The organism is Mesorhizobium sp. SEMIA396 (genome assembly GCF_024518615.1).
Classification (GTDB): domain Bacteria; phylum Pseudomonadota; class Alphaproteobacteria; order Rhizobiales; family Rhizobiaceae; genus Mesorhizobium.
Genome location: NZ_JANIFC010000017.1, coordinates 18,631 through 40,786, shown reverse-complemented (window position 1 = coordinate 40,786; position 22,156 = coordinate 18,631). Strand labels below are relative to the sequence as shown.

Sequence of the window (22,156 nt, the reverse complement as noted above, 5' to 3'; positions counted from 1 at the left end):
CTGGTAGCACCGCGGTTGATAAGGTTTCGTTAATCACCTTGCACGGAGAACGCCTGCAAGCAGAGGCTTTCGGCCGTCGAATGTGCTCGCTTAATCAAGGGTTCACCGCGCTTTGCTACCGGCTACACCACTGGATAGGTGAGATGCATCTACTGTTCGCCACATCGATCGTGCCCGACGGTGCTCTCGCCTCGGGCTACGAGATCGCAAACGCTGCGATCATCGCCGCCCTGCGGCGCGCTGGCGTGCGCGTAACCGTCATTGGTTTCACCTGGCCGGGGAAACCCGCGGCCGACCCCGAAAACACCGTGGTGCTGGGTGCCATCGACGTGCGCACGGACAATGCCTCCGCGCGGCAGAAGCTGGCCTGGGTCGGCAAGGCGCTGCTTTCGGGCCTCACCTTCGCCTCGGTCAAGCTGCGCGCCGTGTCCGACAGCGATGTTCTCGCTGCCATCGAGCAAGCTGGACCGGTTGACGGCTACGTGCTGAATTCCGTGCAGTTCGCCGGCGCCTTCGAAAAGCTGTTCACCGAGCGGCCTTCGATCTTCGTTGCCCACAATGTCGAGTATCTTTCGGCGCGGGAGAACGCCGCTGCCGCCGGCAGCCTCTTCCAGCGCCTGCTGTTTCGTCGTGAGGCGAGGTTGCTCAAGGCCGTCGAAGAGCGTGTCTGCCGCCGGGCGCGCTTCGTCTTCACCCTGGCCGAGGAAGACCGCGCCGCACTCGGTGTCGCCTCCGACAACCGCTCGGCGGTGCTGCCGCTGGTGACCGGTGCCCAGGCGCCAACCCTGAAAGGCCCGCGCCGCATCGACTGCGACGCGGCCCTGATCGGCACCTGGACCTGGCAGCCGAACCGCATCGGCCTCGACTGGTTCCTGGACAAGGTGGTGCCGCATCTGCGGCCCGATTTCCGCATCCGCATCGCAGGCCACATGCCTTCGGGCGTCGCCTCGAAGCATCCGGGTGTCGAACTTGTCGGCCGCGTGCCCGACGCGCAGGCTTTCGTGCGCGGTGCTGCCGTCATTCCGCTGATCAGCACCGCGGGCAGCGGCGTCCAGTTGAAGACCATCGAAACGTTCGAACTCGGCCTGCCTTCGGTCGCCACGAGCCGTTCGCTGCGCGGCATCGACCACCGTCCGGCCAACTGCGTCGTCACCGACGATCCCGTCGCCTTCGCCAGGGCTCTCGAGGCTGCGGCGGCCGACATCCGCGACGTCGACGGCAGCGCGTTCCGGGGCTCGCAGGTCAAGGCGCTCGACGCTGCCATCCGGCTCGGCCTCGAAGAGCTTGAGCCTGCCAGGCAGGAGGCGTTTGCATGAACATGCATTCCGCCCGCGCTGCGTTCGGGCTCGACAAGCTGATGACGATCCTTGGCATCCCGGTGGTTGCGGTCCGCTGGAACGATGCCATCGCCCTGCTGAACCGGTTGATTGCCGAGCGGCGCTTCACCAAGGTCAGTTTCCTCAACGCCCACAACGCCAACATCGCCTATACCGACCCGGTGTTCGCCGGGGCACTCGATGATTTCCTCATCCTGCCCGACGGCATCGGTATCGATCTGGCGGCGAGGCTCCTCTACGGGGCGCCGTTTCCCGACAATCTCAACGGCACCGATTTCGTCCCGGCCTTCCTGCAGGCCTCGACGACGCCGCTGACCGTTGGGCTGCTCGGCGCGACGCGTGTCAATGCCGAAGCGGCGTCGGTCAAGCTGGCCGCCTTGGCGGTGCAGCACCGGTTCGTGGTGATCCATGACGGCTATTTCCCCGCTTCGCAGGAGCAGGAAATCGTCGACCGGATCGCCGCGCTTCGGCCCGACGTGCTGCTCGTCGCCATGGGCGTGCCGCGCCAGGAATTGTGGATCGAACGCCACATCGACGCGCGCCACTGCACGCTGCCGATCGCCGTCGGCGCGTTGCTTGATTTCCTGAGCGGCGCGGTGCCCCGCGCGCCCTTGTGGATGCGCCGGCTGCGGCTCGAATGGCTGTTCCGGTTGGCTGTCGAACCGAGCCGCCTGTGGCGCCGTTATGTGGTCGGCAACCCACTGTTCCTGCTGCGCGTCGTCAGGCAGAAATTCTCGCTTGCGCCCGAAGCCGCGGAGGATGTCAAGTGAACAGCAGGTTCGTGCCAGGCACCGCTGTCGAGCCAGGCCCGCTGCGGCAGACACCGACGGCGGCCATCGTGACGGCAAGCTACGCGCCCGACTTCGAGCGCTGCCGCCTGCTGTGCGAGACACTTGATCGCCACGTTTCGGGCGCGGCGCACCATTACATCCTGGTCGAACATCGCGACGTCAGGCTGTTTCGCCAATTGGAAACCGGCCGCCGCACGGTCGTCGACGAGCGTGAATTGCTGCCGCGCTGGCTGCACGCATTTGATGATCCGCTCAGCCTGTTTCGCCGGCGCGTCTGGCTCAGCCTGAAGACCCAGCCGCTGCGTGGCTGGCACGTGCAGCAATTGCGTCGCATCGCCATCTCGGCGCATGCATCTCAAGATGTGCTGATCTTCTGCGATTCCGATGTTGCCTTCCTCAAACCTTTCGACTGCGCCGCCTTCTGGCGCGACGGCAAGGCGCGGCTGTTCCGCCGCGACGGCGTGCTGGCGGACGAAGGTCATGAGGAGCATCGCATCTGGTCGCGCAACGCGGGGTCGGCACTCGGCATCGATCCGTCCCGGACATCGGTCCACGACTACATCTCGACGCTGATCGCCTGGCGGCGCGACACCGTGCTGGCCATGTGCGGCGAGATCGAGAAGGTCCATGGTCGCAACTGGGTCGAGGTCGTCGGCTCGGCGCGCAAATTCTCCGAATGCATGATCTACGGCCGCTATGTCGACGATTTGCTACAGGGTGCCGGCCACTTCCACGGTTCGGAGGAGTTCTGCCGGGTGCACTGGACCGGCGAGGCGCTGTCGGACGACGAGTTCCGCCGCTTCGTTGCCGCCATGGCGCCGGAGCAGGTGGCGATCGGCATGCAATCCTTCATCGGCACCGATATCGGCCGTATCCGCCGTTTGACCGGGCTGGATTAGATGGGCTTTGCCGGTTTACGCATCGCCGAATAGGTGAGCAGCGTCGAGGCGAGATACAAAAGCAGGAAGACGACATTGAGCGACAGCACCAGGTTCGGCGTGTCGAGGATGGTCGTCAGCACATAGGTCAAAAGCAGCGCCTTCAGTGCGGCGAGCAGACCGAGATTGAGCGCCCGCACCAGCGTCTGGCCGCGCGCGAACAAAAGCTCGGCCTGATATTCGACCAGATTGCGCAAGCCAGGCACGCAGATCGCCAGCACGACCAGCGGCGCGGCCTCGGCGACATTCTTGCCGAGCGCATTGGGGAAGAAATGCAGCACGATGCCAAGCGTCAGCAGCGCTGCCGTGGAGACCGCGAACACACCGCCTTCGATGCCGCTCTTGACCGCCAGCCGTGACAACAGTTCCGGTGCGCGCATCATGCGCTGCACCAGCATCATCGAGAAGGTGCGGATCGGAATGGCGGTCAGGTCTACCAGCCGCATAATGATGGCGTAGATGCCAGCCAGATGCGGGCCGCCGATCGCCAGCACCAGCAGCTTGTCGAACTCCATCTGCAGGTAGAACAGCACTTCGGCGCCGGCCACGTAGACAGAATCGGCCAATCGCCTGAGATAGAGCTCGATGCGCAGCCGCAACCGCTGGCGGGGGTAGAAGAAGCCGAAGGCAATCAGCAGCGAGGCGGCATTGGCGCCGATATAGAACCACGACCATATCCAGACGCTGTGATGCGCAGAGAACATGAACAGCACCGCGCCAAGCGCCCGCAACGCGGTCGCCAGGATAGCCAGCAGCGCGGCGCGGCCGAATTTGCCCAGGCCATTGTTGACGATCAGCGCCACCTCGACCGGCCGCCACAGCAGCGCTTCGGCAAAGACGATTGCCGCAAACACCGACAGCGGCACGGTGTCGGCGAAGAAAAGCAGGTAGACGCCGAACGAGGCCGCGGCCAGCAGCGGCAGCGACAGCACGCCGAGCAGCAGGAAGCCGGCGGAAAAGGTGCCGATCAGATTGGGGCGGATGGTGGCGGTGCGGTAGAGCGCCGAGATGAAACCGAAGGCGAGGATGCGCGACAGCATGACACCGGCCGCCGAAGCGGTGGCGAACATGCCGAATTCGGAAATGGACAGCGTGTTGGCCAGCGCGATGAAATAGGCCAGCGAAAACACCAGTCGCCCGCCGGCGCCGCTGATCGCCGAGAAATAGTCGCGAAGCAGCCCCCGTCGTTCGGCCAAAAAGCTGCCGATCCGGGCGAGGGGCCGCCTTTGCGGTATGTCACTGGCCTGCGTCATTTCTCAAGGAGAGCCTAGGCGGGAAAACTTAACGTGCCGTTCTGGAGGCTTAAGCCTGTGTCGAAAATAGATGCAACCGAAGCGAGAAACCGACGCTTCGGTGCGGGAAAATTAACCTTTTGTTTTCCATGCCTGTTTAGCGTGGCTTAACGAATGGCCAAGCGCCGTTTGCAGGTCGCCAAAGGTAAAGTTCAAGACGATGGTCGACAGGGAAAACCGCGAGGACTGGAAGCGCGAGCGCTCATTGCTGGCGCTTGGCCAGGCTGTGCGCGGCGACGAACCCGACGCGTCCCTGGTCTCGATAGGCGACCGGGCAGACCCGTCATGGCGCGAGGATGCCGCCACGCGTCATCGCCTCGCCCGTTCGCAGCGCGAGGCGCGCAACCCGAAACTGTCGGATCCGGTCGTGACCGACGGGGATCATGAGCAAGCTTCGTCATCATATCGCGCGCAAACGACGCCACGGACACAAATTGGTGCCGCCGAAACCGCCGGCGCCCGGCGCGCCGATCATGCATCGGAACCTTACGCTGCAGGCGACGCGTCGGTATCCCGAAACGACGGCAGGGACAGCCAGCAGTGGAAGCCGCTGATCGATCCGATGCAGGTCGTGCGCGGTGTCGGCAAGTCGAAGCTGCTGATCGTGACGACGACAATACTGGGTGCCGCGCTCGGCCTTGCCATCGCGCTGTCGACGCCGAAGAAATATGAGGCCACCACCGAACTGATCGTCGACCCGCGCGACCTGAAGCTCACCGATCGTGACCTCACCCAGTCGGTCGTCGCTTCCGATGCCACGCTGGCCATCGTCGAGAACCAGGTTCGGGTGCTGACCTCAGGCACCGTTCTCAACAAGGTCGTCGACAAGCTCAATCTGGTCAACGATCCGGAATTCAATGGGCAAGGCGGCGGCGGCCTCAGCGTCATGTCGCTCATCCGCTCCGTCCTGTCGCGCAATGACGGGCCGGGGGGTGTCGACGACACCCGCCGCCGTGCACTTGCTGTCGGCAATCTGGCCGAGAGCCTTTCGGTCGAGCGCGGCGGCAAGACCTTCGTCATCACCGTCAGCGCCACCACGCAGAATGGCGAGAAATCGGCCCTCATCGCCAACACGATGACGGATGTCTTCCTGCAGACCTTCGGCCAGATACAGTCGGACACGGCAGGCCGCGCCACCGACGAACTGACGGCCAGGCTTGACGAGTTGCGCAAAGGGGTCGAGGCGGCCGAGCGCAAGGTCGAGGATTTCAGGGCTACCCATGATCTCGTCGATGCGCAGGGCCACCTCATCAGCGATGACGAAATGCTGAAACTCAACGAGCAGCTGTCGGTTGCCCGCGCCCGCACGCTGGAGCTGAATGCCCGGGCGGCCTCGGCGCGTTCGGTCGACGTCAATTCGGTTCTCACCGGTACCTTGCCGGAGGAGATCAACTCCAACTCGATGAGCGATCTGCGTTCGCAATATGCATCGCTCAAGCAGGAGGCTGACCGCGCTGCCATTCGGTTCGGCCCGCGTCATCCCGAACTCCAGGCGCTCAATGCCCAGCTTGCCGGCGCACGCGACCGCATCGCCTCGGAGCTGCGCCGCATCGGCTCGTCGCTGCAGGTCGACCTCAAGCGCGCGGTCCAGCTCGAACAGGATCTTGCCTCTCGCCTGGCGCAGCTGAAGGTCCGCAGCGGTGACGTCAACAGCGACCTTGTGTCGATGCGCGAACTGGAGCGCGAGGCGACCGCCAAGCGTTCCGTCTACGAACAGTATCTGCTGCGCGCCAAGGAGACCGGCGAGCAGAAGGACATCAACACAGCCAACATCAATGTGATCTCGAAGGCCTTCGCGCCGCTCGAGCCGAACGGGCCGTCGCGGGTCGTGGTCGCGCTCGCCGGCCTGTTGCTGGGTTTCGCCTCCGGCATTGGCCTCGGAGCCATGCGTGGCGCCTATGAGAGCCTGCGTGACACTGCCAATTCGCGCTCGCGTCGCGACCATGGCACGGACGAACACCGGACGCCTTACGAAGACAAGGCATATCGGTCAGCGCCGCCGCCGGCGCCGCCACAACCACCAGCGCCGCAGCCATCGACACCCCCGCCTGCATCACCACCGCCTGGCTCGCCATCGCCTGTCCAGCAAGCCGAGGTCTCGCCGGCCGAAGGTTCCGGCCGGATCGGTGCCTTGCTGTCGAGGCTGCACAAGTCCGTCTCACGCAGGCCGTCCCGGGAGGAGCCGTTCGATACCGTTGAATGGGCCTCTGCCGAAAACGCGAAGCCGATGCAGGATCCGCAATACTCCGCTTACCCCCAGTCGGCGCCGGCCTTCGAGCCTCGGCAGGCGGCCGCGGCAGCATACCCGTCGCGGCCTTTCCAGCCCGGCGGCCATCCGCAGCAGACGGCGCAGCCGCCACTGCCGCCTCCCATGGTGCAGCAGCGGCCATATTCCGGGCCGCAGCTCTATCCCTACGCGCAGCCATTGGGCTACGCACAGCCGCCGGCCTATCCCTATCCGCAATCGATGCCGGCCGCCAATGCCGGGCTGCAGCCCGATCCGGCTCAGCCTGCTTCCGAGTCCTATCCACAGCCGTCCCTCCCGCAGCAGCAGGCGCCTCAGCCTCATCAGCGATCGGCGGAGCCGTCGCGGGCCGCGGAGGATGCCGAGCAGCAAGCGCCAATCGAGGAAATCCGCGCCAGCCTGCGCGAATTCCGCGAAGCGGTTCGCGAACTGACCGAGAGCCGCGTGCGGCGTCGCTACTTCTGAGCCACAAAAATCTGCGCTGTGCCGTACAAAAACATGCCGGTTTCGCGTAAACGGCATGGGACGGCGCTTTGGCGGGATTGCATGTTGGAATTTTCGTGAAAATGCCACGCTGTGAAAGATCGAAAAGCGCGTCGCTTCCGCAAGCGACGCGCTTGGGCATTCTGGTGTTGAGGGTAGTCCATGGCCGAAGTGATTGATGGCAAGAGCGTTGCCGGCGACGTTGTGGGGTCGGTCAAGACCCTGACGGCTGAGCTTGTCGCCAAGGGCCAGGCCAAGCCGGGTCTTGCCGTGGTTATCGTCGGCGAGGACCCGGCCAGCCAGGTCTATGTCGCGTCCAAGTCGCGCACCGCCAAGGAATGCGGCTTTCATTCCGTCCAGCACACGCTGCCGGCCGAAACCTCGGAACCGGCGTTGCTGAAGATCATCGGCGATCTCAACGCCGATCCGGCCATCAACGGCATCCTCGTGCAGCTTCCGCTGCCGGCCCATATCGACGCCGGCAAGATCATCCAGACCATCGCGCCGGAAAAGGATGTCGACGGCTTCCATTTCATCAATGTCGGCAAGCTCGGCACCGGTGAACTCGAGACAGCCTTCGTGCCTTGCACGCCGGCCGGCTCTATGCTTCTGATCGAGCGGGTGCGCGGCAAGGACCTGTCCGGCCTCAACGCCGTCGTCGTCGGCCGCTCCAACATCGTCGGCAAGCCGATGGCCAACCTGCTGCTTGCCGCCAACTGCACCGTCACCATCGCCCACAGCCGCACCAGGGATCTGCCCGCCTTGGCCCGCACCGCCGATATCCTTGTCGCGGCCGTCGGCAGGCCGGAGATGATCAGGGGTGATTGGGTGAAGCCCGGCGCCACCGTCATCGATGTCGGCATCAACCGCATTCCGGCGCCGGAAAAGGGCGAGGGCAAGTCCCGCCTCGTCGGCGATGTCGCCTATGCCGAAGCGGCTAAGGCCGCCGGCGCCATCACGCCGGTTCCCGGCGGTGTCGGGCCGATGACCATTGCCATGCTGATGGCCAATACGTTAGCCTCGGCCTACCTAGCGGCCGGATTGAAACGGCCGTCCTTCTGACCCGCCAGAAAGCCGCAGCTTTGCCGAACCCCAGTGTTCCCTCAGAACGGCCGGTCATCACGGACCCCGTTCAAGGCGGGCGGCAGTTCGCATTCCTGCTGGTAGACAAGTTCTCCATGTTCTCGCTGGCTGCCGCGATCGATACGTTCCGGTCGGCGAACCGGTTGCTTGGCCGCGACTTCTACGGTTGGACGACGGTGTCGGCCGATGGCGATCCGGTGATGGCTTCCAATGGCCTGCCGCTCAAGATCGACTACGCCGTTGCCGACCTGCCGCCGGTCGATATCCTTTTCGTCTCGGTCGGGCTGACGACGGAATTTCCCGGCAAGAGCAAGGTGCTGGCGGCACTGCGCAGCTGGGGCCGGCGCGGCAATGCGCTGGGTGCCCTGTCGGTCGGCTCCTACCTGCTGGCCGAGGCCGGCCAGCTCGAAGGCTATCGCTGCACCATCCATTGGGAAAATCGCGCCGGCTTCGTCGAACGCTTCCCCGATATCAACTGCACCGGCAATGTCTTCGAGATCGACCGCAAGCGCTACACCTGCGCCGGCGGCACCACTTCGATCGACCTGATGCTGGAGATCGTGCGCGGCGATTTCGGCTCGAACCTCGCCAATGGCGTCGCCAACCAGTTCCAGCACGAACGCATCCGCTCGGCCGGCGACCGCCAGCGCGTCGGCCCGGAACGCGACCTGACCGGCAAGTCGGAGAAGCTCAGACGCATCGTCGAACTGATGGCCGACCACCTCGACGAGCCGCTGTCGGCGGTGCAGCTGGCCAAATCCGCCGGTCTGTCGGTGCGTCAGGTCGAGCGCCTGTTTCTGCGCCATCTCAGCGTCACGCCCGGCCGTTATTACATGCGGTTGCGGCTGGAGCGGGCGCGCGAACTGCTGCGCCAGACCAACATGCCGATCCTCGATGTGGCGATAGCGACCGGCTTCACCTCGCATTCCTACTTCGCCCAAAGCTACCGGCTGCAATTCGGCAGGCCGCCCTCGGAAGAGCGCCGCACGACTTACTGAATTCCGCTTCCGCTGAAAAGTTCGGCGCCCCGGCGCATCGGGCCAGGGTAGCGAATTCGGGTAACGGGTTCCTTCGGAGCCTTCGCCGGCGCGTAGGCTGGGTGCATCAAACGAAAAACCCGCCTGAGCGGCGGGTCACCGGCGCAAATCAGCACCATGGGCAAAAATGTACCATAGCTGAGTGCATCCAGTCAAGAAAAAATTCCTATCATGGAAAGCCATCGGCACTGCCGACACCCCGAACTGGCTGTCATCACGACTTTTGTTAAGCTGGGTTCGGGCCCGACGCACCTGGCTGCCCGGACTTGTGTCCCGGCGCCGCGTCAAATAGCTTGCCGCCCGGATCAGGGGCGGATTTAGGAGATTTCGATGGCGGGACTTGCACGGGGCGTCGCTGCGGCGATCCTCCTTTTGTCGATGACGACCTTCGGCTTCGCCGCAAACAAGGTCATCATCATTCTCGATGCGTCCGGCTCGATGTGGGCGCAGATCGACGGCAAGCCCAAGCTCGAAATCGCCCGAGAGTCGCTTCGAACCGTGCTTCAATCGGTCCCCACCGACGACGACATCGGCTTTATGGCCTATGGCCACCGTGAAAAGGGCAGCTGCGACGACATCCAGCTGATCGTGCCGCCGCAGGCAGGTTCGGGCAGCGCCATTTCGGCCGCTGCCGACAGCCTGAAATTCCTCGGCAAGACGCCGCTGACGGCGGCGGTCAAACAGGCGGCCGAGGCGCTGAAATACACCGAGGACAAGGCGACCGTCGTGCTCATCACCGACGGGCTCGAAACATGCGGCGGCGACCCTTGCGCGCTTGGCAAGGAGCTCGAGGCATCCGGCGTCGACTTCACCGCCGATGTCGTCGGTTTCGGCCTGACCGCCGATGAGGGCCGGCAGATCGCCTGCCTCGCCGACAACACCGGCGGCAAATACATCCAGGCCTCCGACGAGAAGGCGCTGCAGGAGGCGCTTGCCGAGACCGTGGCGGCGCCGGTGCCGGAACCGGCACCCGCTCCGGCACCGGAGCCAGCGCCCGCACCGGAGCTGGCCAAACCGGACTTCAATTTCCAGCCGATAGCAGTGCTTGCCGAGGGCGGCGATCCCGTCACCGACGGCAACGCCTGGGAAATCTACAAGGCGAAACCCGACGGTACGCGCGGCGACTACGTCAGCACCGAATACGGCGCCTACAAGGCCAATCTGGAACTGGGCGACTATATCGTCGTGGCCAGTGACGGCCAGGCGAAGACCGAGCAGAAGGTCAAGATCGAGGCAGGCCAGGTCTACAAGCCTCTCTTCAACTTGAATGCCGGCACGCTCATCATCCATCCGCGACCGAGCGAGGGGGCGGATGTCGTCGATGGCGCGGCTGTCGTCATCGACTATCCTGGTGCCGACATGCCCGCCACCTTCTATGGGACGACGAAAGCCGTGTTGCCGGCCGGCGACCAGAAGGTGACTGTCACGATCGGGCAGGGCGTGGCTACCGAGACGATTCCGCTGGCTGCCGGCAAGACCGTGGAAAAGGACATGGTTGCCGGTGTTGGCCATGTCGTTGCCAATGCTTACTATGCTGCGGGCGGCGACAAGGCGGACGGTTCAGGCATCGGCTTCAAGGTGCTCAAGGCAAAAAAGAAGATCGATGGAACCAGGGACGAGGTGACCTATGCCTACGGACCCGACAGCAAATTCGATCTGCCGCCCGATGACTATGTGTTGATTGCGACGGTTGATCTCGCCGTCGTCGAGCAGCCGTTCACCGTCAAGGTGGGCGAATTTCAGGATCTGAAGGTCGCAATGAATGCCGGCGTGCTGGCGATCACCGCGCCCGGAGCCTCGAAGATCGAGATTTTCGAGGCCAAGAAGGACATCAACGGCAACCGCAAGTCGCTTGGCTATGCATTCGACCAGAAGTATCAGGCAGCGATCCCGGCGGGCGACTACGCCGTGGTTTCGGAGAAATCCGACAACAGTTCGAAAGAAGGCAACGTGACGGTCAAGGCCGGCGAGCGAGCCGAGCTAACCGTGCAATAGAATCGTATGCACAACCGCAAGAGGGCGGCCATGTGCCGCCCTTTTTCATGAACGACGCAGAACTGCCGTCAAGCGGTGCCGAAGGCGCTGGCGCCATGGTCGGCGCGGCCGACCAATTGCCGGAAGCCGGCAAACAGTTCGCGGCCGAAGCCGAACTCGTTGCCGATAAGATCGGCATCCGCCGTCCGGCGCAAGGCGAACTCCCCGGCCGGCACCAGGACTTCGAGTGTGCCGGCTTCGGCGTCGAGCCGGATGATGTCGCCTTCGTGGATCCTGGCGATAGGACCCTCCTCGACCGCTTCCGGCGTCACATGGATCGCCGCCGGCACCTTGCCGGAGGCGCCCGACATGCGCCCGTCGGTGACCAGCGCGACGCGCTGGCCGCGATCCTGCAGGATGCCGAGCACGGTGGTCAGCTTGTGCAGTTCCGGCATGCCATTGGCCTTCGGCCCCTGGAAGCGGATGACGGCGATGAAATCACCGGTCAGCGTGCCTGCCTTGAACGCATCGTTCAGCCCTTGCTGGCTGTCGAAGACCCTGGCCGGCGCCTCGATGATACGCCGCTCCGGCTTCACCGCGGAAGTCTTGATGACGGCGTGGCCGAGATTGCCTGACAGCACCTTCAGGCCGCCGGTCGCCTGGAATGCCTTGTTGAACGGCGCCAGCACTTTTTCGTCGCCGCTTGCCTTCGGCGAGGCCTCGCGCACCACGCTGCCGTCGGCGCCGAGCTTTGCCTCGACCGCATAGGGCCGCAGGCCTTCGCCCCACACCGTCTGCACATCCTCATGCAGGATGCCTTCGTCGAGCAGTTCGCGGATCAGGAAGCCGAGCCCGCCGGCGGCGTGGAAATGGTTCACGTCGGCGAGGCCGTTCGGATAGACCCGCGCCAGCAGCGGCACGGCTTCCGAAAGGTCGGAAATATCCTGCCAGGTGATGGCTATGCCGGCCGCCGCCGCCATGGCGATCAGGTGGATGGTGTGATTGGTCGAGCCGCCGGTGGCGTGCAGGCCGACGATGCCGTTGACGATCGAGCGCTCGTCGATCATCCGGCCGACAGGCGTATAGGCGTTGCCGAGCGCGGTGATCGCCAGCGCCCGCTTCGTCGCCTCGCGGGTCAGCGCCTCGCGCAGCGGCGTGCCGGGGTTGACGAAGGAAGCGCCCGGCGTGTGCAGGCCCATGATCTCCATCAGCATCTGGTTGGAATTCGCCGTGCCGTAGAAGGTGCAGGTGCCCGGCCCATGATAGGATTTGGACTCGGCTTCCAGCAGTTCGGCGCGCCCGGCCTTGCCCTCGGCGTAGAGCTGGCGGACCTTGGCCTTCTCGTCATTGGGCAGGCCGGTCGTCATCGGTCCGGCCGGAATGAACACCGCCGGCAGATGGCCGAAGGTGAGTGCCGCGATGACCAGCCCCGGCACGATCTTGTCGCAGACGCCGAGATAGACGGCGGCGTCGAACATGTTGTGCGACAGGCCGATCGCGGCGGCCATGGCGATCACGTCGCGCGAAAACAGCGACAACTCCATGCCGGGCTGGCCCTGGGTGACGCCGTCGCACATGGCCGGCACGCCGCCGGCCACCTGGGCAATGCCGCCGGCTTCGCGCGCCGCGTCCTTGATCAGCGCGGGGAAGGTCTCGAACGGCTGATGCGCCGACAGCATGTCGTTGTAGGAGGTGATGATGCCGAGGTTCGGCACCTTGTCGGCGCCCAGCGCGAGCTTTTCCGAGGGGCTGCACACCGCAAAGCCGTGGGCGAGATTGCCGCACGACAGCACAGCCCGGTTGGCGGTGCGGTTCGATGCCTCGGCGATGCGGCCGAGATAACGCTCGCGGCCTGGCTTTGAGCGCTGGCGGATGCGTTCGGTGATGGCTTCGATGTCGCGTCTGGCGGTCATGGCGGTCGGTCCTTTCAGGCGAGGTCCCGGAAACATCCTCCCGCCGTTTGCCGGGACCAGAGTAAATCGAGATTCAGGGGGCCCAGAAAACCTCTACGGGCTTATGCGCTGCGTCGAGCACGGCACGGATTGGCTTTCGCGGCCCGGGCGCCACCGCGCCGTCGAAGGCGATACGCTTGTCCTCACCCTCTATGTGCAGCGCGATGAAGCCGGCTTCGACGATGCGCGCCAGCGACAGGGTCAGCCGCGGCTCGCCCGCACTTGCCGCATGAACCGGCAGCACGATCCTGTCGGAAGACGGGTCGAGCAGCGTCGCCAGATCGTCGGCATCGGGAAAGAACGAGGCGGTGTGGCCGTCCGGCCCCATGCCGAGCACGACGACATCGAGCGGCCATGGCAAGGACCGGAGCGCTGCATCATCGGACGAGGCCGCATCCTCGATGCTGGTGGCTTCGTGATAGAGCGGCACGAAACGAGCCGCCTTGGCCGCGTTCTGCAACAGATTGGCGGTCACCAGCCCGGCATTGGAGCGTGGCGAGGAGGCCGGCACGAAACGCTCGTCGACCAGCGTCACGATCACCTTGTCCCAGGCGATGGGTATCGCTGAAAGGGCGGCGAAGAATTTTGCCGGCGTGGTGCCGCCGGAGACGGCGAGCAACCCCGTGCCGCGCTCGGCGATCGCCTTGGTCAGTCTGCCTGCAGCATGATCTGCAAGGGCGGCCGCCAGTTCCTGGCGCCCGGCGAAGCCGTTCCAGCTGTAGGCGGCGCTGTTCAATTGCTCTCGTGCCATGTCCGCCCGTCACGCTCGATCAGTGCTATCGAGGCCGATGGCCCCCAGGTGCCCGCCGTGTAGCCCTGCGCCTCCTGCCTGGCACTTTCCCAGGCATTCTGGATCGGGTCGATCCATTTCCACGCCGCCTCGACTTCGTCACGGCGCATGAACAGGGTCTGGTTGCCACGGATGACGTCCATGATCAGCCGCTCATAGGCGTCCGGTGCGCGGCCGTCGAAGGACTGCGCAAAACTCATGTCGAGCGAGATCTGGCGCAGCCGCATGCCGCCCGGACCCGGATCCTTGATCATGATGAACTGCTTGACGCCTTCGTCGGGCTGTAGCCGGATGACCAGCTGGTTGGCGAAGATCGGTCCGGCGCTGTCGCCGAAGATCGAATGCGGGATCGGCTTGAATTCGATGATGATTTCCGAAACCCGCGTCGCCAGCCGCTTGCCGGTGCGGAGATAGAACGGAACGCCCGACCAGCGCCAATTGCCGATCTCGGCCTTGATGGCGACGAAGGTTTCGGTGTTGCTGTCCTTGCCGAGTTCCTCGACATAGCCTTTCACCGGTCCGCCGGCCGAAGCCCCGGCGCGATACTGCCCGCGCACGGTGTGCTTTGGCGCCTCGTTGCCGTTGATGCGCTTCAGTGCCCGCAGCACCTTCAGCTTTTCGTCGCGCACGGCGTCGGCATCCATCGACGATGGCGCTTCCATGGCGACGAGGCACAGCAGCTGCAGCATATGGTTCTGCACCATGTCGCGCAGCGCGCCGGCCTTGTCGTAATAGGTGACGCGGTCTTCCAGGCCGACGGTCTCGGCCACGGTGATCTGGACATGGTCGATGTGGGCTGAATTCCACAACGGCTCGTAGAGCGCGTTGGCGAAGCGCAGCGCCATCAGGTTCTGCACCGTCTCCTTGCCGAGATAATGGTCGATGCGGAAGATCTGGCTTTCGTGGAAGTCGTCGCCGACCAGGTCGTTGAGCTTGCGTGCCGAATCGAGGTCGCGGCCGATCGGCTTTTCCAGCACGATGCGCGAGTTCGGCGTGATCAGATTGTGCTCTTTCAGCTTGTGCGAGATGTCGCCGAACAGCGCCGGCGCCACCGCCAGGTAGAAGGCTCGAATGCGGTCGCTGTCGCCGATCGCCTTCTTGAGCTTGTCGAATCCGGCGCCGCTCGTCGCATCGGCCGAGACGTAGGACAGCCGCGCCAGGAAAGTCTTCAGTTCCTTGGCGTCGATGTCGGCCGGTTTGACGTGCTCGGAGATCGCCTGTTTGGCGAAGGCCTGGAATTCTTCGTCGCTCATTTTCGAGCGCGATGTGCCGATGATGCGTGTCGGCTCCGAAAACTGATGGTCGCGCTGGCGATAATAGAGCGACGGCAGAAGCTTGCGTTCCGACAGATCGCCGGTGCCGCCGAAAATGATGAAGTCGAAAGGCTCGACGGGGATGATCTGGCTGGTCATGGTCTGTCCGCTTTGACGCCGGTCGCTGTGACGCGGCTGATATAATCTAATCGATTTAAATTTTCCAGTGCCATGGTGTCACATCTGGGTGTATGCGCCTGCCCCTTGACAGTCCGATGACCCGGAGGCTTGTCGAAGGCGCGGCTCCGGAAGCCTTCGCAGTTGCAGCATAGAGCGGGATTGACGCGAAAGCCAAAGGAGAAATCGGCGATGGCTCCACATCTTTCGGCCAATCCAGTCAGAAGCCGTGGCTTTGCGCGGATGAGCGCCAATGACGTGCCCGTTGATCGTCACCAATAGTGAGCGGAAAAAACATGCGTCTGGAAAACAAGGTTGCGATCATCACCGGTGCTGCGTCGGGTTTTGGCGAGGGCATCGCCAGGCGCTTTGCGCAGGAGGGTGCCAGGGTCGTTGTCGCCGACCTCAACGCCAGGGGCGCGGAACGCGTCGCCGGCGAGATCGGAGAAGCGGCGATCTGGACCCAGACCGATGTCTCGCTACGCTCCGAATTCGACGAGATGGTCTATGCCGCCAAAAGCGCCTTCGGCCGCATCGACATCATGGTCAACAATGCCGGCTACACCCATCGCAACGGCGATATGCTCAATGTCGACGAGGAGACCTTCGACCTGATAACATCAGTCAACATGAAGGCGATCTATCACGCGGCACTCGCCGTGGTGCCGATCATGGAGCGGCAGGGCGGCGGCGTCATCCTGACCACGGCCTCCACCGCGGGTCTGCGGCCGCGCCCCGGCCTCACCTGGTACAATGCGTCGAAAGGCTGGGCGATCACCGCCACCAAGTCGATGGCGGTCGAACTGGCGCCGAAGAACATCCGCGTCAACTGCCTCTGCCCGGTTGCCGGCGAGACCGGCATGCTGGAGAAATTCATGGGCGCCGATACGCCCGAAATCCGCGAGAAGTTCCGCGCATCGATCCCGCTCGGCCGGCTTTCGACGCCGCTCGACATCGCCAACGCCGCACTCTGGCTGGCCTCGGACGAGGCCGCCTTCATCACCGGCGTGGCGCTGGAGGTCGATGGCGGCCGCTGCATCTGAAAGTGCCAGGCGTCACGCGCCGGTCTTGATGTAACTCTTGTAGATCCAGCCGGTCTTGCCGTTGTAGGTGATCTGGCACCATTGCTTGCAGCTCTTCACCTGCACCGAGGTTTTGGCTGGCACCGTACCGATGGCGGCGGCATTTTTCTTCGGGCCGCTTCGCATGGTCACGGCCCTCAGGATGCGCCCTGTTCCGGCGGCTGCGGCTTTCCTCGGCTTCGCCTTGGCTTGGCTGTCATCCCCCTCTGCCGCTGGCTCTTGCGGCTGCACCGCGGGGATGGCGGCGGTTTGTGCGCCGTCGGGGTGGTTGCCCGCGGCTGCGTTGGGCGCGGCTACCTTGGCAAGTTCGGTGGCAGCATCGGTAGCGGCTGCCGGCTGTGCGAATGCCGCCGCTTGCTTGTCCGCTGCCTTGGGAGCGGTCGAATCGGACGCGGATGCGTCCTTCGGCTGGGAACCGGTCCAGCGCGGGTCATTGGCGGCGAGTGCGGGGATGTTGGCCTGCGCGGCCGCCACGGTTGTTGGAATTGCGTCGGACTTGCGCGCCTGCGGCACGGCTGCCGCGGCGACCGCGGCCCCAACCGGGGTTATTTTCGTCGTCTTCACCGGAACCGTTGGAATTGTCTGCTCGGGGCTCGCTGCCGCTTGTCTGTCGCTGGCCGGCAATGCCAGCCACAGCGCCACGGCGGCGACGCCAAGCAGCGCGGCGGTGCCGATCGCGGCGATCACCAGATGCGAGTTCGAACGGACTTCCTGCCAGAAGGACGGCCGCATATCGTATCCGAACTGCATGGCAAAGCGCCGACGTTCCGGCGTACCGAAACTGAAGGGCTCTCTCACTCTTGCCACCTCCATAAGCGGGCCGACGTTCTCTCGGTCGGTGCCGGAAGTCCGGCGTCTGATCCGCATAGGTCCCAAAAACAACGCGGGCAGTCCCGCAACAATCCCCGAACAATCGCCCAGAACCGGCAGCTTTCGCCTGCGATTGTGGCATCAGTACGCCATTATAGGGGATTCTGCGCCTTTGCGGGAAATTGCGCAATGCGTCGCACGGGCAACAAATGTTACAATGAATATTACAATATTACATCAGGTCGGTCGGCTAGATCCTGTCCCTCAACGCAAACCAGTTGAGCGCCAGGAACAGCAGCGGCGTGCGGAAGCGCCGACCGCCGGGGAACGGCGGGATTTTCAGATCCTCGATCAGCTTCAGCCGGTCGCGGTTGCCGGCAACGGTTTCAGCATAGAGTTTACCGAAATAGTTCGACAGCATGACGCCGTGGCCGGAATAGCCGCCGGCCGAGATCACATTGGGCATCACTTCGCGCACGAAAGGCTTTCTCGGCACAGTGATGCCGACATAGCCGCCCCACCCATGCGTGATCTCGACATCCCCGAGCGCCGGATAGAGTTCCGCGATCTGGCGGCGGATGTGAATGTGGATATCCCAGGGATCGTTGACGCCATAGACCTCGCGTCCGCCAAACAGCAGCCGCCCGTCCTTCGATCTGCGGAAATAGCGCACGACGAAGCGGGAATCGTCGACCGCCTCGCCGCCCGGCAAAACGTTCGAGTGCGCTCCCAGAGGCACGGTCGCACCGATGAAGGAACCGATCGGCATGATGTGCGCCGCACTCACCGGCTCGAGCGTGCCGCCATAGGCGTTGACCGCTATCAGGCATTTCTGGGCCATCACCGTCCCTCTCGGTGTCGAAACCTTGACCTTGCCGCCACTGGACATGATGCCGGTCGACGGCGTCCCCTCGAACAGCTGCGCGCCTGCAAGCGCTGCCACCCGCGCCGTGCCGATCACCAGCTTCATCGGATGGATGTGGCCGGTGCCGGTGTCGCGCGTGCCGCCGAAATAGGCGGTCGAGCCCAACCGCTCCGCCGTCTCCCTGGCATCCATGAACGAGATATGCGGGTAGGCAAAACGGCTCGCCATGATCTCGGCATGCGCCTTGTAGTCGTCGACATAGCGGGGCTTGTGCGCCACCGAGAGCTGGCCCGGCATATAGTCGATATCGATCTGGTTGGCGGCAGTGAATTCGAGGAGATGCGCCTTGGCCTCTTCGGCAAGATCAAACAGCGCCTTGGCGCGGGCCAAGCCATACTCGGATTCCAGGTCCTCGGCCCAGGCGCGCTGGCCGGTGCCGAGCTGCCCGCCATTGCGCCCGGAGGCGCCATCGCCGAAGCGGTACGCGTCGATCAGCACGACATTGGTGCCTGCCTTGGCCAGATGCGCCGCCGCCGACAGCCCGGTGAAGCCGCCACCAATGATGACGACATCGCATGTCCGGTCGCCATCCAGTCCGGGATATTCGGGCCTCGGTCCCGCCGTGTCCTCGTACCAGGAACGGCCGGGGGAAATTGGGGATTGGTAAGGCATGATGCTCGCAGGGAGTAGGGGAGTAGGGGAATAGGGGAATAGGGGAGTAGGGGAATAGGGGAATAGGGGAATAGGGGAATAGGGGAATAGGGGAATAGGGAGGCTATTCGGCTGCAAGTTTACGGATGAGAAGCCGAAGAAGCTTTCCCACACTTTCGGTACTCGCCAACAATGGGCCGGACGTCGCTTTCGGCGCGATGCCAATACGTTCAGCAATCAGAAGCTGAGTTTCCAGTTCCTTCAATGATCCTTGGGCAATACGGAGAAATTGCAAATAGGAGCCTCGAATTTCCCTGCCATACCCCTCGGCTATGTTTGCCGGCACCGACGTTGCAGAGCGCCGCACTTGGCTGGTCAGCCCATAAAGCTCTTCTTTGGGCCAGGATTTAGTAGCACCGTAGACCGCCACCGCAAGATCCATCGCCTGCTCCCAAACAAGCAAGTCCTTGTAGGACCCTGTTTTTTCGGTCATCCGTCCCTACTCCCCTACTCCCCTACTCCCCTACTCCCCTACTCCCCTAAACATTCAGCAACAAATACTCCCGCTCCCACGGGCTGATCACTTCCATGAAGGTCTCGAACTCCGCCCGCTTGATCGCCGCATAGGTGGCGGCGAAGGACTTGCCCAGATGCGCGCAGAGTTCCTCGTCGCCCTCGAACAGGTCGACGGCTTCGAGCAGGCCACGCGGCAGGTCGATTTCGTCGGCATTGGCGGTGGTCAGGACGGGAGGCTCGGCCTTGATCTTGTTGGTGATGCCGATCAGCCCGCAGGCAAGCGATGCCGCCAGCGCCAGATAGGGGTTGGCATCGGAGGACGGGATGCGGTTTTCGACGCGCCGCGCCGCGGGATCCGAGCGCGGCACACGAAACGCCGTGGTGCGGTTGTCATAGCCCCATTTGTTGTTGACCGGCGCCGACGCCGCCTGCGTCAGCCGGCGGTAAGAATTGACATAGGGCGCGAACATCACAAGTGCGTTCGGCACATGCTTCTGCATGCCGCCGATGAAGTGGAAAAAGTCGTCGGTTTCCGAGCCGTCAGCGGCCGAAAAGATGTTCCGTCCGGTCTTCTTGTCGATGATCGACTGATGGATGTGCATGGCGGAGCCGGGTTGCCCCTGGATCGGTTTGGCCATGAAGGTGGCATAGATCTCGTGCTTGAGTGCTGCCTCGCGAATGGTGCGCTTGAACATGAACACCTGGTCGGCCAGTTCGATCGGGTCGCCGTGGCGCAGGTTGATCTCCAACTGCCCGGCGCCCTCCTCGTGGATCAGCGTATCGATCTCCAGGCCCTGGCTTTCGGAGAAATGGTAGATGTCGTCGATCAGTTCGTCGAATTCGTTGACGCCGGCGATCGAATAGCCGGCGCCGCCACCGATCGCGCGTCCCGACCGGCCGACCGGCGGGGTCAGCGGATAGTCCGGATCGGGATTCTTGCGCACCAGGTAGAACTCGATCTCGGGCGCCACCACTGGCTTCAGGCCGAGCTTGTCATAGGCGGCCACCACACGTTTCAACACATTGCGCGGCGTGAACTCGACCGAGCGTCCGTCCTGGTGGACGAGGTCGCAGATGACCGCGGCCGTCGGGTCTTCTTCCCAAGGCACCACCGTCAGCGTCGACAGGTCGGGCATGAGCTTGAGGTCGCCGTCATCTTCCGGGTAATGGAAGCCGTTGCCATCCTCGGGGTAGCCGCCGGAAATCGTCGTCATGAAGACTGCCGACGGCAGCGCCAGCGAGGTGTTGGAGGTGAATTTCTTCGATGGCATCATCTTGCCACGCGCAACGCCTGCCTGATCGGGCGTGATGCACTCGATGTCCTCGATGCCGCGCCACTCCAGCCAGGCGCTGACTTCCTTCCAGTTCTTGACGCCTCGTTGGTTTTTCACGAAGGCAGGCGTGCGGGCGCGTCCTCCGCGGCTCGACGGACGGACTTCCTTTTTTGCAGGCGGCATCATTCACCAGATTGGGTTGCGGATTGTGGAGTATAGCCGTGCCCTCCTATGGAAGGGAAGGGGAGCCGCGTCGGGCATTGGCCGGCGCGGTTGAAAATCACGCCAATCGGCTTAGTTTCGGCCGTCCCACTTCAATCGAGGCCCCCAAATCTTAATCGAGAAATTGAATGCGGCCCAACGGCAAACTGACAACGATCGGATTCGATGCCGACGACACGCTGTGGCAGAACGAGCAGTTCTTCCGGCTGACGGAAAAGCGCTTTGCCGCCATGCTCGTCGACCATGGCGAAGCGGAGCACATCTCGGCACGATTGCTGGAGGCCGAAAGGCGCAACCTCGCCGTCTATGGCTTCGGCATCAAGGGATTTACCCTGTCGATGATCGAGACGGCGATCGAGGTCACGCAAGGCCGCGTACCGGCCTCGGTCATAGCGGAGATTCTCGATGCCGGCCGCGAAATGCTGAACCATCCGATCGAGGCCTTGCCGCATGCCCGCGAGACGGTCGAAAAGCTTGCCGGCGCATTCCGCCTCGTGCTGATCACCAAGGGCGACCTCTTCGATCAGGAGCGCAAGCTGGCTGGCTCTGGCCTTGGCGATCTGTTCGACGCGGTCGAGATCGTCAGTGACAAGAATGCTGCCACCTATAGCAGGATCTTCAGCCGCCACGGCGATGGTGCCGCGAAGAGCATGATGGTCGGCAACTCGCTGAAGTCGGATGTGGTACCGGCCATCGAGGCCGGCGGTTGGGGCGTCCACGTGCCGCATGAACTGACCTGGGTGCTGGAGCATGTCGAGGCGCCGGTGGCTGAAACGAGATACCGCCAGATATCCGATCTCGGACAACTGCCCGGACTGATCGAAAGCATCGTGAATGCAGGTTGATCACAGGATCCAGCTGTTTGTTTTCTGATTCCCGGACGGAAACTCCGCGCACTTTTTCTGGCTGCTCTAGCGGCCAATCAGGCGATCGATCACCGGTTGCAACCGTTCGGGCGTGATCGGCTTGGCGACCACCACGTCGATGATACCAGACAGGCCCAGACTTTCCCTGGTGCCATTCTTGGTTGACAGCAGGATTACTGGTGGCAGCGATTTGCCCGAGGCGCGGCGCAACGCGTCGATGCTGGACATCAGATTGTCGCAGTCCTTGTTGTCGGCGCCGCCGTCAAGGACAACCGCGCCGGGAATGAGCGACCGCAAGATCCTTGCCGCCGTGTCGGGAGATTCGGAAATCGGCTTGAGCCCGGATCGCTCGACGATCTTTGAAATCACCACGCGATTGATTGGCGATTTGCCGACGACAAGCACCTGCGACGGATCGCGGACCGCCTCGGTGGTTGAACCGCGGGTCACCGGATTCGGATGTCTTGGAGTCTCGCCTTCGCCATTCACCGGGCACACAAGTCGGCCAAGAAGCTCGC

The 22,156-nt window shown here is 63.7% G+C and carries 18 protein-coding genes; 9 read left to right on the top strand and 9 right to left on the bottom strand.

The window, feature by feature from the left end:
* Window positions 1-143: 143 nt before the first annotated feature.
* From NP503_RS30400 to NP503_RS30390, 3 genes are read left to right on the top strand one after another with little or no spacing between them, the layout of a single operon-like run.
* Window positions 144-1,316, top strand: coding sequence for a glycosyltransferase family 4 protein (locus NP503_RS30400; RefSeq protein ID WP_127272679.1), 1,173 nt, complete (start codon window positions 144-146; stop codon window positions 1,314-1,316).
* Entirely contained in the window at window positions 1,313-2,107 is a 795-nt protein-coding gene (locus NP503_RS30395) for a WecB/TagA/CpsF family glycosyltransferase (RefSeq protein WP_127271447.1), read from the top strand. The genes NP503_RS30400 and NP503_RS30395 overlap by 4 nt, the downstream gene beginning before the upstream one ends.
* Entirely contained in the window at window positions 2,104-3,027 is a 924-nt protein-coding gene (locus NP503_RS30390; protein ID WP_127271449.1) for a DUF6492 family protein, read from the top strand. The genes NP503_RS30395 and NP503_RS30390 overlap by 4 nt, the downstream gene beginning before the upstream one ends.
* Here NP503_RS30390 and NP503_RS30385 read toward each other — a convergent pair.
* On the bottom strand, window positions 3,024-4,319 hold the full coding sequence (locus NP503_RS30385) for a lipopolysaccharide biosynthesis protein (RefSeq protein WP_127272343.1): 1,296 nt from the start codon (window positions 4,317-4,319) through the stop codon (window positions 3,024-3,026). The two genes, NP503_RS30390 and NP503_RS30385, sit on opposite strands and share 4 nt — an antisense overlap.
* Window positions 4,320-4,518: 199 nt before the next feature.
* Between NP503_RS30385 and NP503_RS30380 the strand changes: the two genes are divergently transcribed.
* The 4 genes from NP503_RS30380 (at window position 4,519) to NP503_RS30365 (ending at window position 11,201) form a co-directional block, all read left to right on the top strand.
* Window positions 4,519-7,068 carry a Wzz/FepE/Etk N-terminal domain-containing protein gene (locus NP503_RS30380; protein ID WP_127269250.1) on the top strand — a complete coding sequence of 850 codons (2,550 nt, stop codon included), beginning with the start codon at window positions 4,519-4,521 and terminating at the stop codon, window positions 7,066-7,068.
* A gap of 180 nt (window positions 7,069-7,248) precedes the next feature.
* Window positions 7,249-8,148, top strand: coding sequence for a bifunctional methylenetetrahydrofolate dehydrogenase/methenyltetrahydrofolate cyclohydrolase FolD (folD, locus tag NP503_RS30375; RefSeq protein ID WP_127269251.1), 900 nt, complete (start codon window positions 7,249-7,251; stop codon window positions 8,146-8,148).
* 20 nt (window positions 8,149-8,168) lie between these two features.
* Window positions 8,169-9,167 (top strand): GlxA family transcriptional regulator, encoded by a 999-nt coding sequence (locus NP503_RS30370; RefSeq protein WP_164748958.1) that lies wholly within the window; start codon window positions 8,169-8,171, stop codon window positions 9,165-9,167.
* 369 nt (window positions 9,168-9,536) lie between these two features.
* Window positions 9,537-11,201: a VWA domain-containing protein gene (locus NP503_RS30365; protein ID WP_127272341.1), complete on the top strand. Its 1,665-nt coding sequence runs from the start codon at window positions 9,537-9,539 to the stop codon at window positions 11,199-11,201.
* A gap of 68 nt (window positions 11,202-11,269) precedes the next feature.
* On the opposite strand, the gene edd is transcribed toward NP503_RS30365, so the two are convergent.
* From edd to zwf, 3 genes are all read right to left on the bottom strand, one after another.
* On the bottom strand, window positions 11,270-13,093 hold the full coding sequence (gene edd, locus NP503_RS30360) for a phosphogluconate dehydratase (RefSeq protein ID WP_127268130.1): 1,824 nt from the start codon (window positions 13,091-13,093) through the stop codon (window positions 11,270-11,272).
* A gap of 73 nt (window positions 13,094-13,166) precedes the next feature.
* Entirely contained in the window at window positions 13,167-13,883 is a 717-nt protein-coding gene (pgl, locus tag NP503_RS30355) for a 6-phosphogluconolactonase (protein ID WP_127268129.1), read from the bottom strand.
* Window positions 13,865-15,334, bottom strand: coding sequence for a glucose-6-phosphate dehydrogenase (gene zwf, locus NP503_RS30350; RefSeq protein WP_127268128.1), 1,470 nt, complete (start codon window positions 15,332-15,334; stop codon window positions 13,865-13,867). Before zwf ends, pgl begins: the two co-directional genes overlap by 19 nt.
* Window positions 15,335-15,648: 314 nt before the next feature.
* Between zwf and NP503_RS30345 the strand changes: the two genes are divergently transcribed.
* Window positions 15,649-16,395 (top strand): SDR family oxidoreductase, encoded by a 747-nt coding sequence (locus NP503_RS30345; protein ID WP_127268127.1) that lies wholly within the window; start codon window positions 15,649-15,651, stop codon window positions 16,393-16,395.
* A 12-nt stretch (window positions 16,396-16,407) separates the two neighbouring features.
* Here NP503_RS30345 and NP503_RS30340 read toward each other — a convergent pair whose 3' ends face one another.
* From NP503_RS30340 to NP503_RS30325, 4 genes are all read right to left on the bottom strand, one after another.
* Entirely contained in the window at window positions 16,408-17,232 is an 825-nt protein-coding gene (locus NP503_RS30340; protein WP_164748959.1) for an SH3 domain-containing protein, read from the bottom strand.
* A gap of 262 nt (window positions 17,233-17,494) precedes the next feature.
* Window positions 17,495-18,781, bottom strand: a complete 1,287-nt coding sequence (locus NP503_RS30335) for an FAD-binding oxidoreductase (protein ID WP_127268125.1) — start codon at window positions 18,779-18,781, stop codon at window positions 17,495-17,497.
* Window positions 18,782-18,884: 103 nt separating this feature from the next.
* On the bottom strand, window positions 18,885-19,253 hold the full coding sequence (locus NP503_RS30330) for a four helix bundle protein (RefSeq protein WP_013530241.1): 369 nt from the start codon (window positions 19,251-19,253) through the stop codon (window positions 18,885-18,887).
* A 46-nt stretch (window positions 19,254-19,299) separates the two neighbouring features.
* Complete coding sequence (locus tag NP503_RS30325; protein ID WP_164749124.1) at window positions 19,300-20,736, bottom strand: glutamine synthetase family protein; 1,437 nt, start codon at window positions 20,734-20,736, stop codon at window positions 19,300-19,302.
* A 164-nt stretch (window positions 20,737-20,900) separates the two neighbouring features.
* Here NP503_RS30325 and NP503_RS30320 point away from each other — a divergent pair, with 164 nt between their 5' ends.
* Window positions 20,901-21,617 carry an HAD family hydrolase gene (locus NP503_RS30320; protein WP_127272725.1) on the top strand — a complete coding sequence of 239 codons (717 nt, stop codon included), beginning with the start codon at window positions 20,901-20,903 and terminating at the stop codon, window positions 21,615-21,617.
* 66 nt (window positions 21,618-21,683) lie between these two features.
* Here the strand turns inward: NP503_RS30320 and NP503_RS30315 are convergent, their stop codons facing one another.
* Window positions 21,684-22,088 carry a response regulator gene (locus NP503_RS30315; protein WP_236383383.1) on the bottom strand — a complete coding sequence of 135 codons (405 nt, stop codon included), beginning with the start codon at window positions 22,086-22,088 and terminating at the stop codon, window positions 21,684-21,686.
* Window positions 22,089-22,156: the final 68 nt, after the last annotated feature.

Coding starts and splice junctions, on each gene's coding strand:
- NP503_RS30400 (WP_127272679.1), top strand. CDS start 144: ATGCATCTACTGTTCGCCACATCGATCGTGCCCGACGGTGCTCTCGCC.
- NP503_RS30395 (WP_127271447.1), top strand. CDS start 1,313: ATGAACATGCATTCCGCCCGCGCTGCGTTCGGGCTCGACAAGCTGATG.
- NP503_RS30385 (WP_127272343.1), bottom strand. CDS start 4,319: ATGACGCAGGCCAGTGACATACCGCAAAGGCGGCCCCTCGCCCGGATC.
- NP503_RS30380 (WP_127269250.1), top strand. CDS start 4,519: ATGGTCGACAGGGAAAACCGCGAGGACTGGAAGCGCGAGCGCTCATTG.
- folD (WP_127269251.1), top strand. CDS start 7,249: ATGGCCGAAGTGATTGATGGCAAGAGCGTTGCCGGCGACGTTGTGGGG.
- NP503_RS30365 (WP_127272341.1), top strand. CDS start 9,537: ATGGCGGGACTTGCACGGGGCGTCGCTGCGGCGATCCTCCTTTTGTCG.
- edd (WP_127268130.1), bottom strand. CDS start 13,093: ATGACCGCCAGACGCGACATCGAAGCCATCACCGAACGCATCCGCCAG.
- pgl (WP_127268129.1), bottom strand. CDS start 13,883: ATGGCACGAGAGCAATTGAACAGCGCCGCCTACAGCTGGAACGGCTTC.
- zwf (WP_127268128.1), bottom strand. CDS start 15,334: ATGACCAGCCAGATCATCCCCGTCGAGCCTTTCGACTTCATCATTTTC.
- NP503_RS30345 (WP_127268127.1), top strand. CDS start 15,649: ATGCGTCTGGAAAACAAGGTTGCGATCATCACCGGTGCTGCGTCGGGT.
- NP503_RS30335 (WP_127268125.1), bottom strand. CDS start 18,781: ATGCCTTACCAATCCCCAATTTCCCCCGGCCGTTCCTGGTACGAGGAC.
- NP503_RS30330 (WP_013530241.1), bottom strand. CDS start 19,253: ATGACCGAAAAAACAGGGTCCTACAAGGACTTGCTTGTTTGGGAGCAG.
- NP503_RS30325 (WP_164749124.1), bottom strand. CDS start 20,736: ATGATGCCGCCTGCAAAAAAGGAAGTCCGTCCGTCGAGCCGCGGAGGA.
- NP503_RS30320 (WP_127272725.1), top strand. CDS start 20,901: ATGCGGCCCAACGGCAAACTGACAACGATCGGATTCGATGCCGACGAC.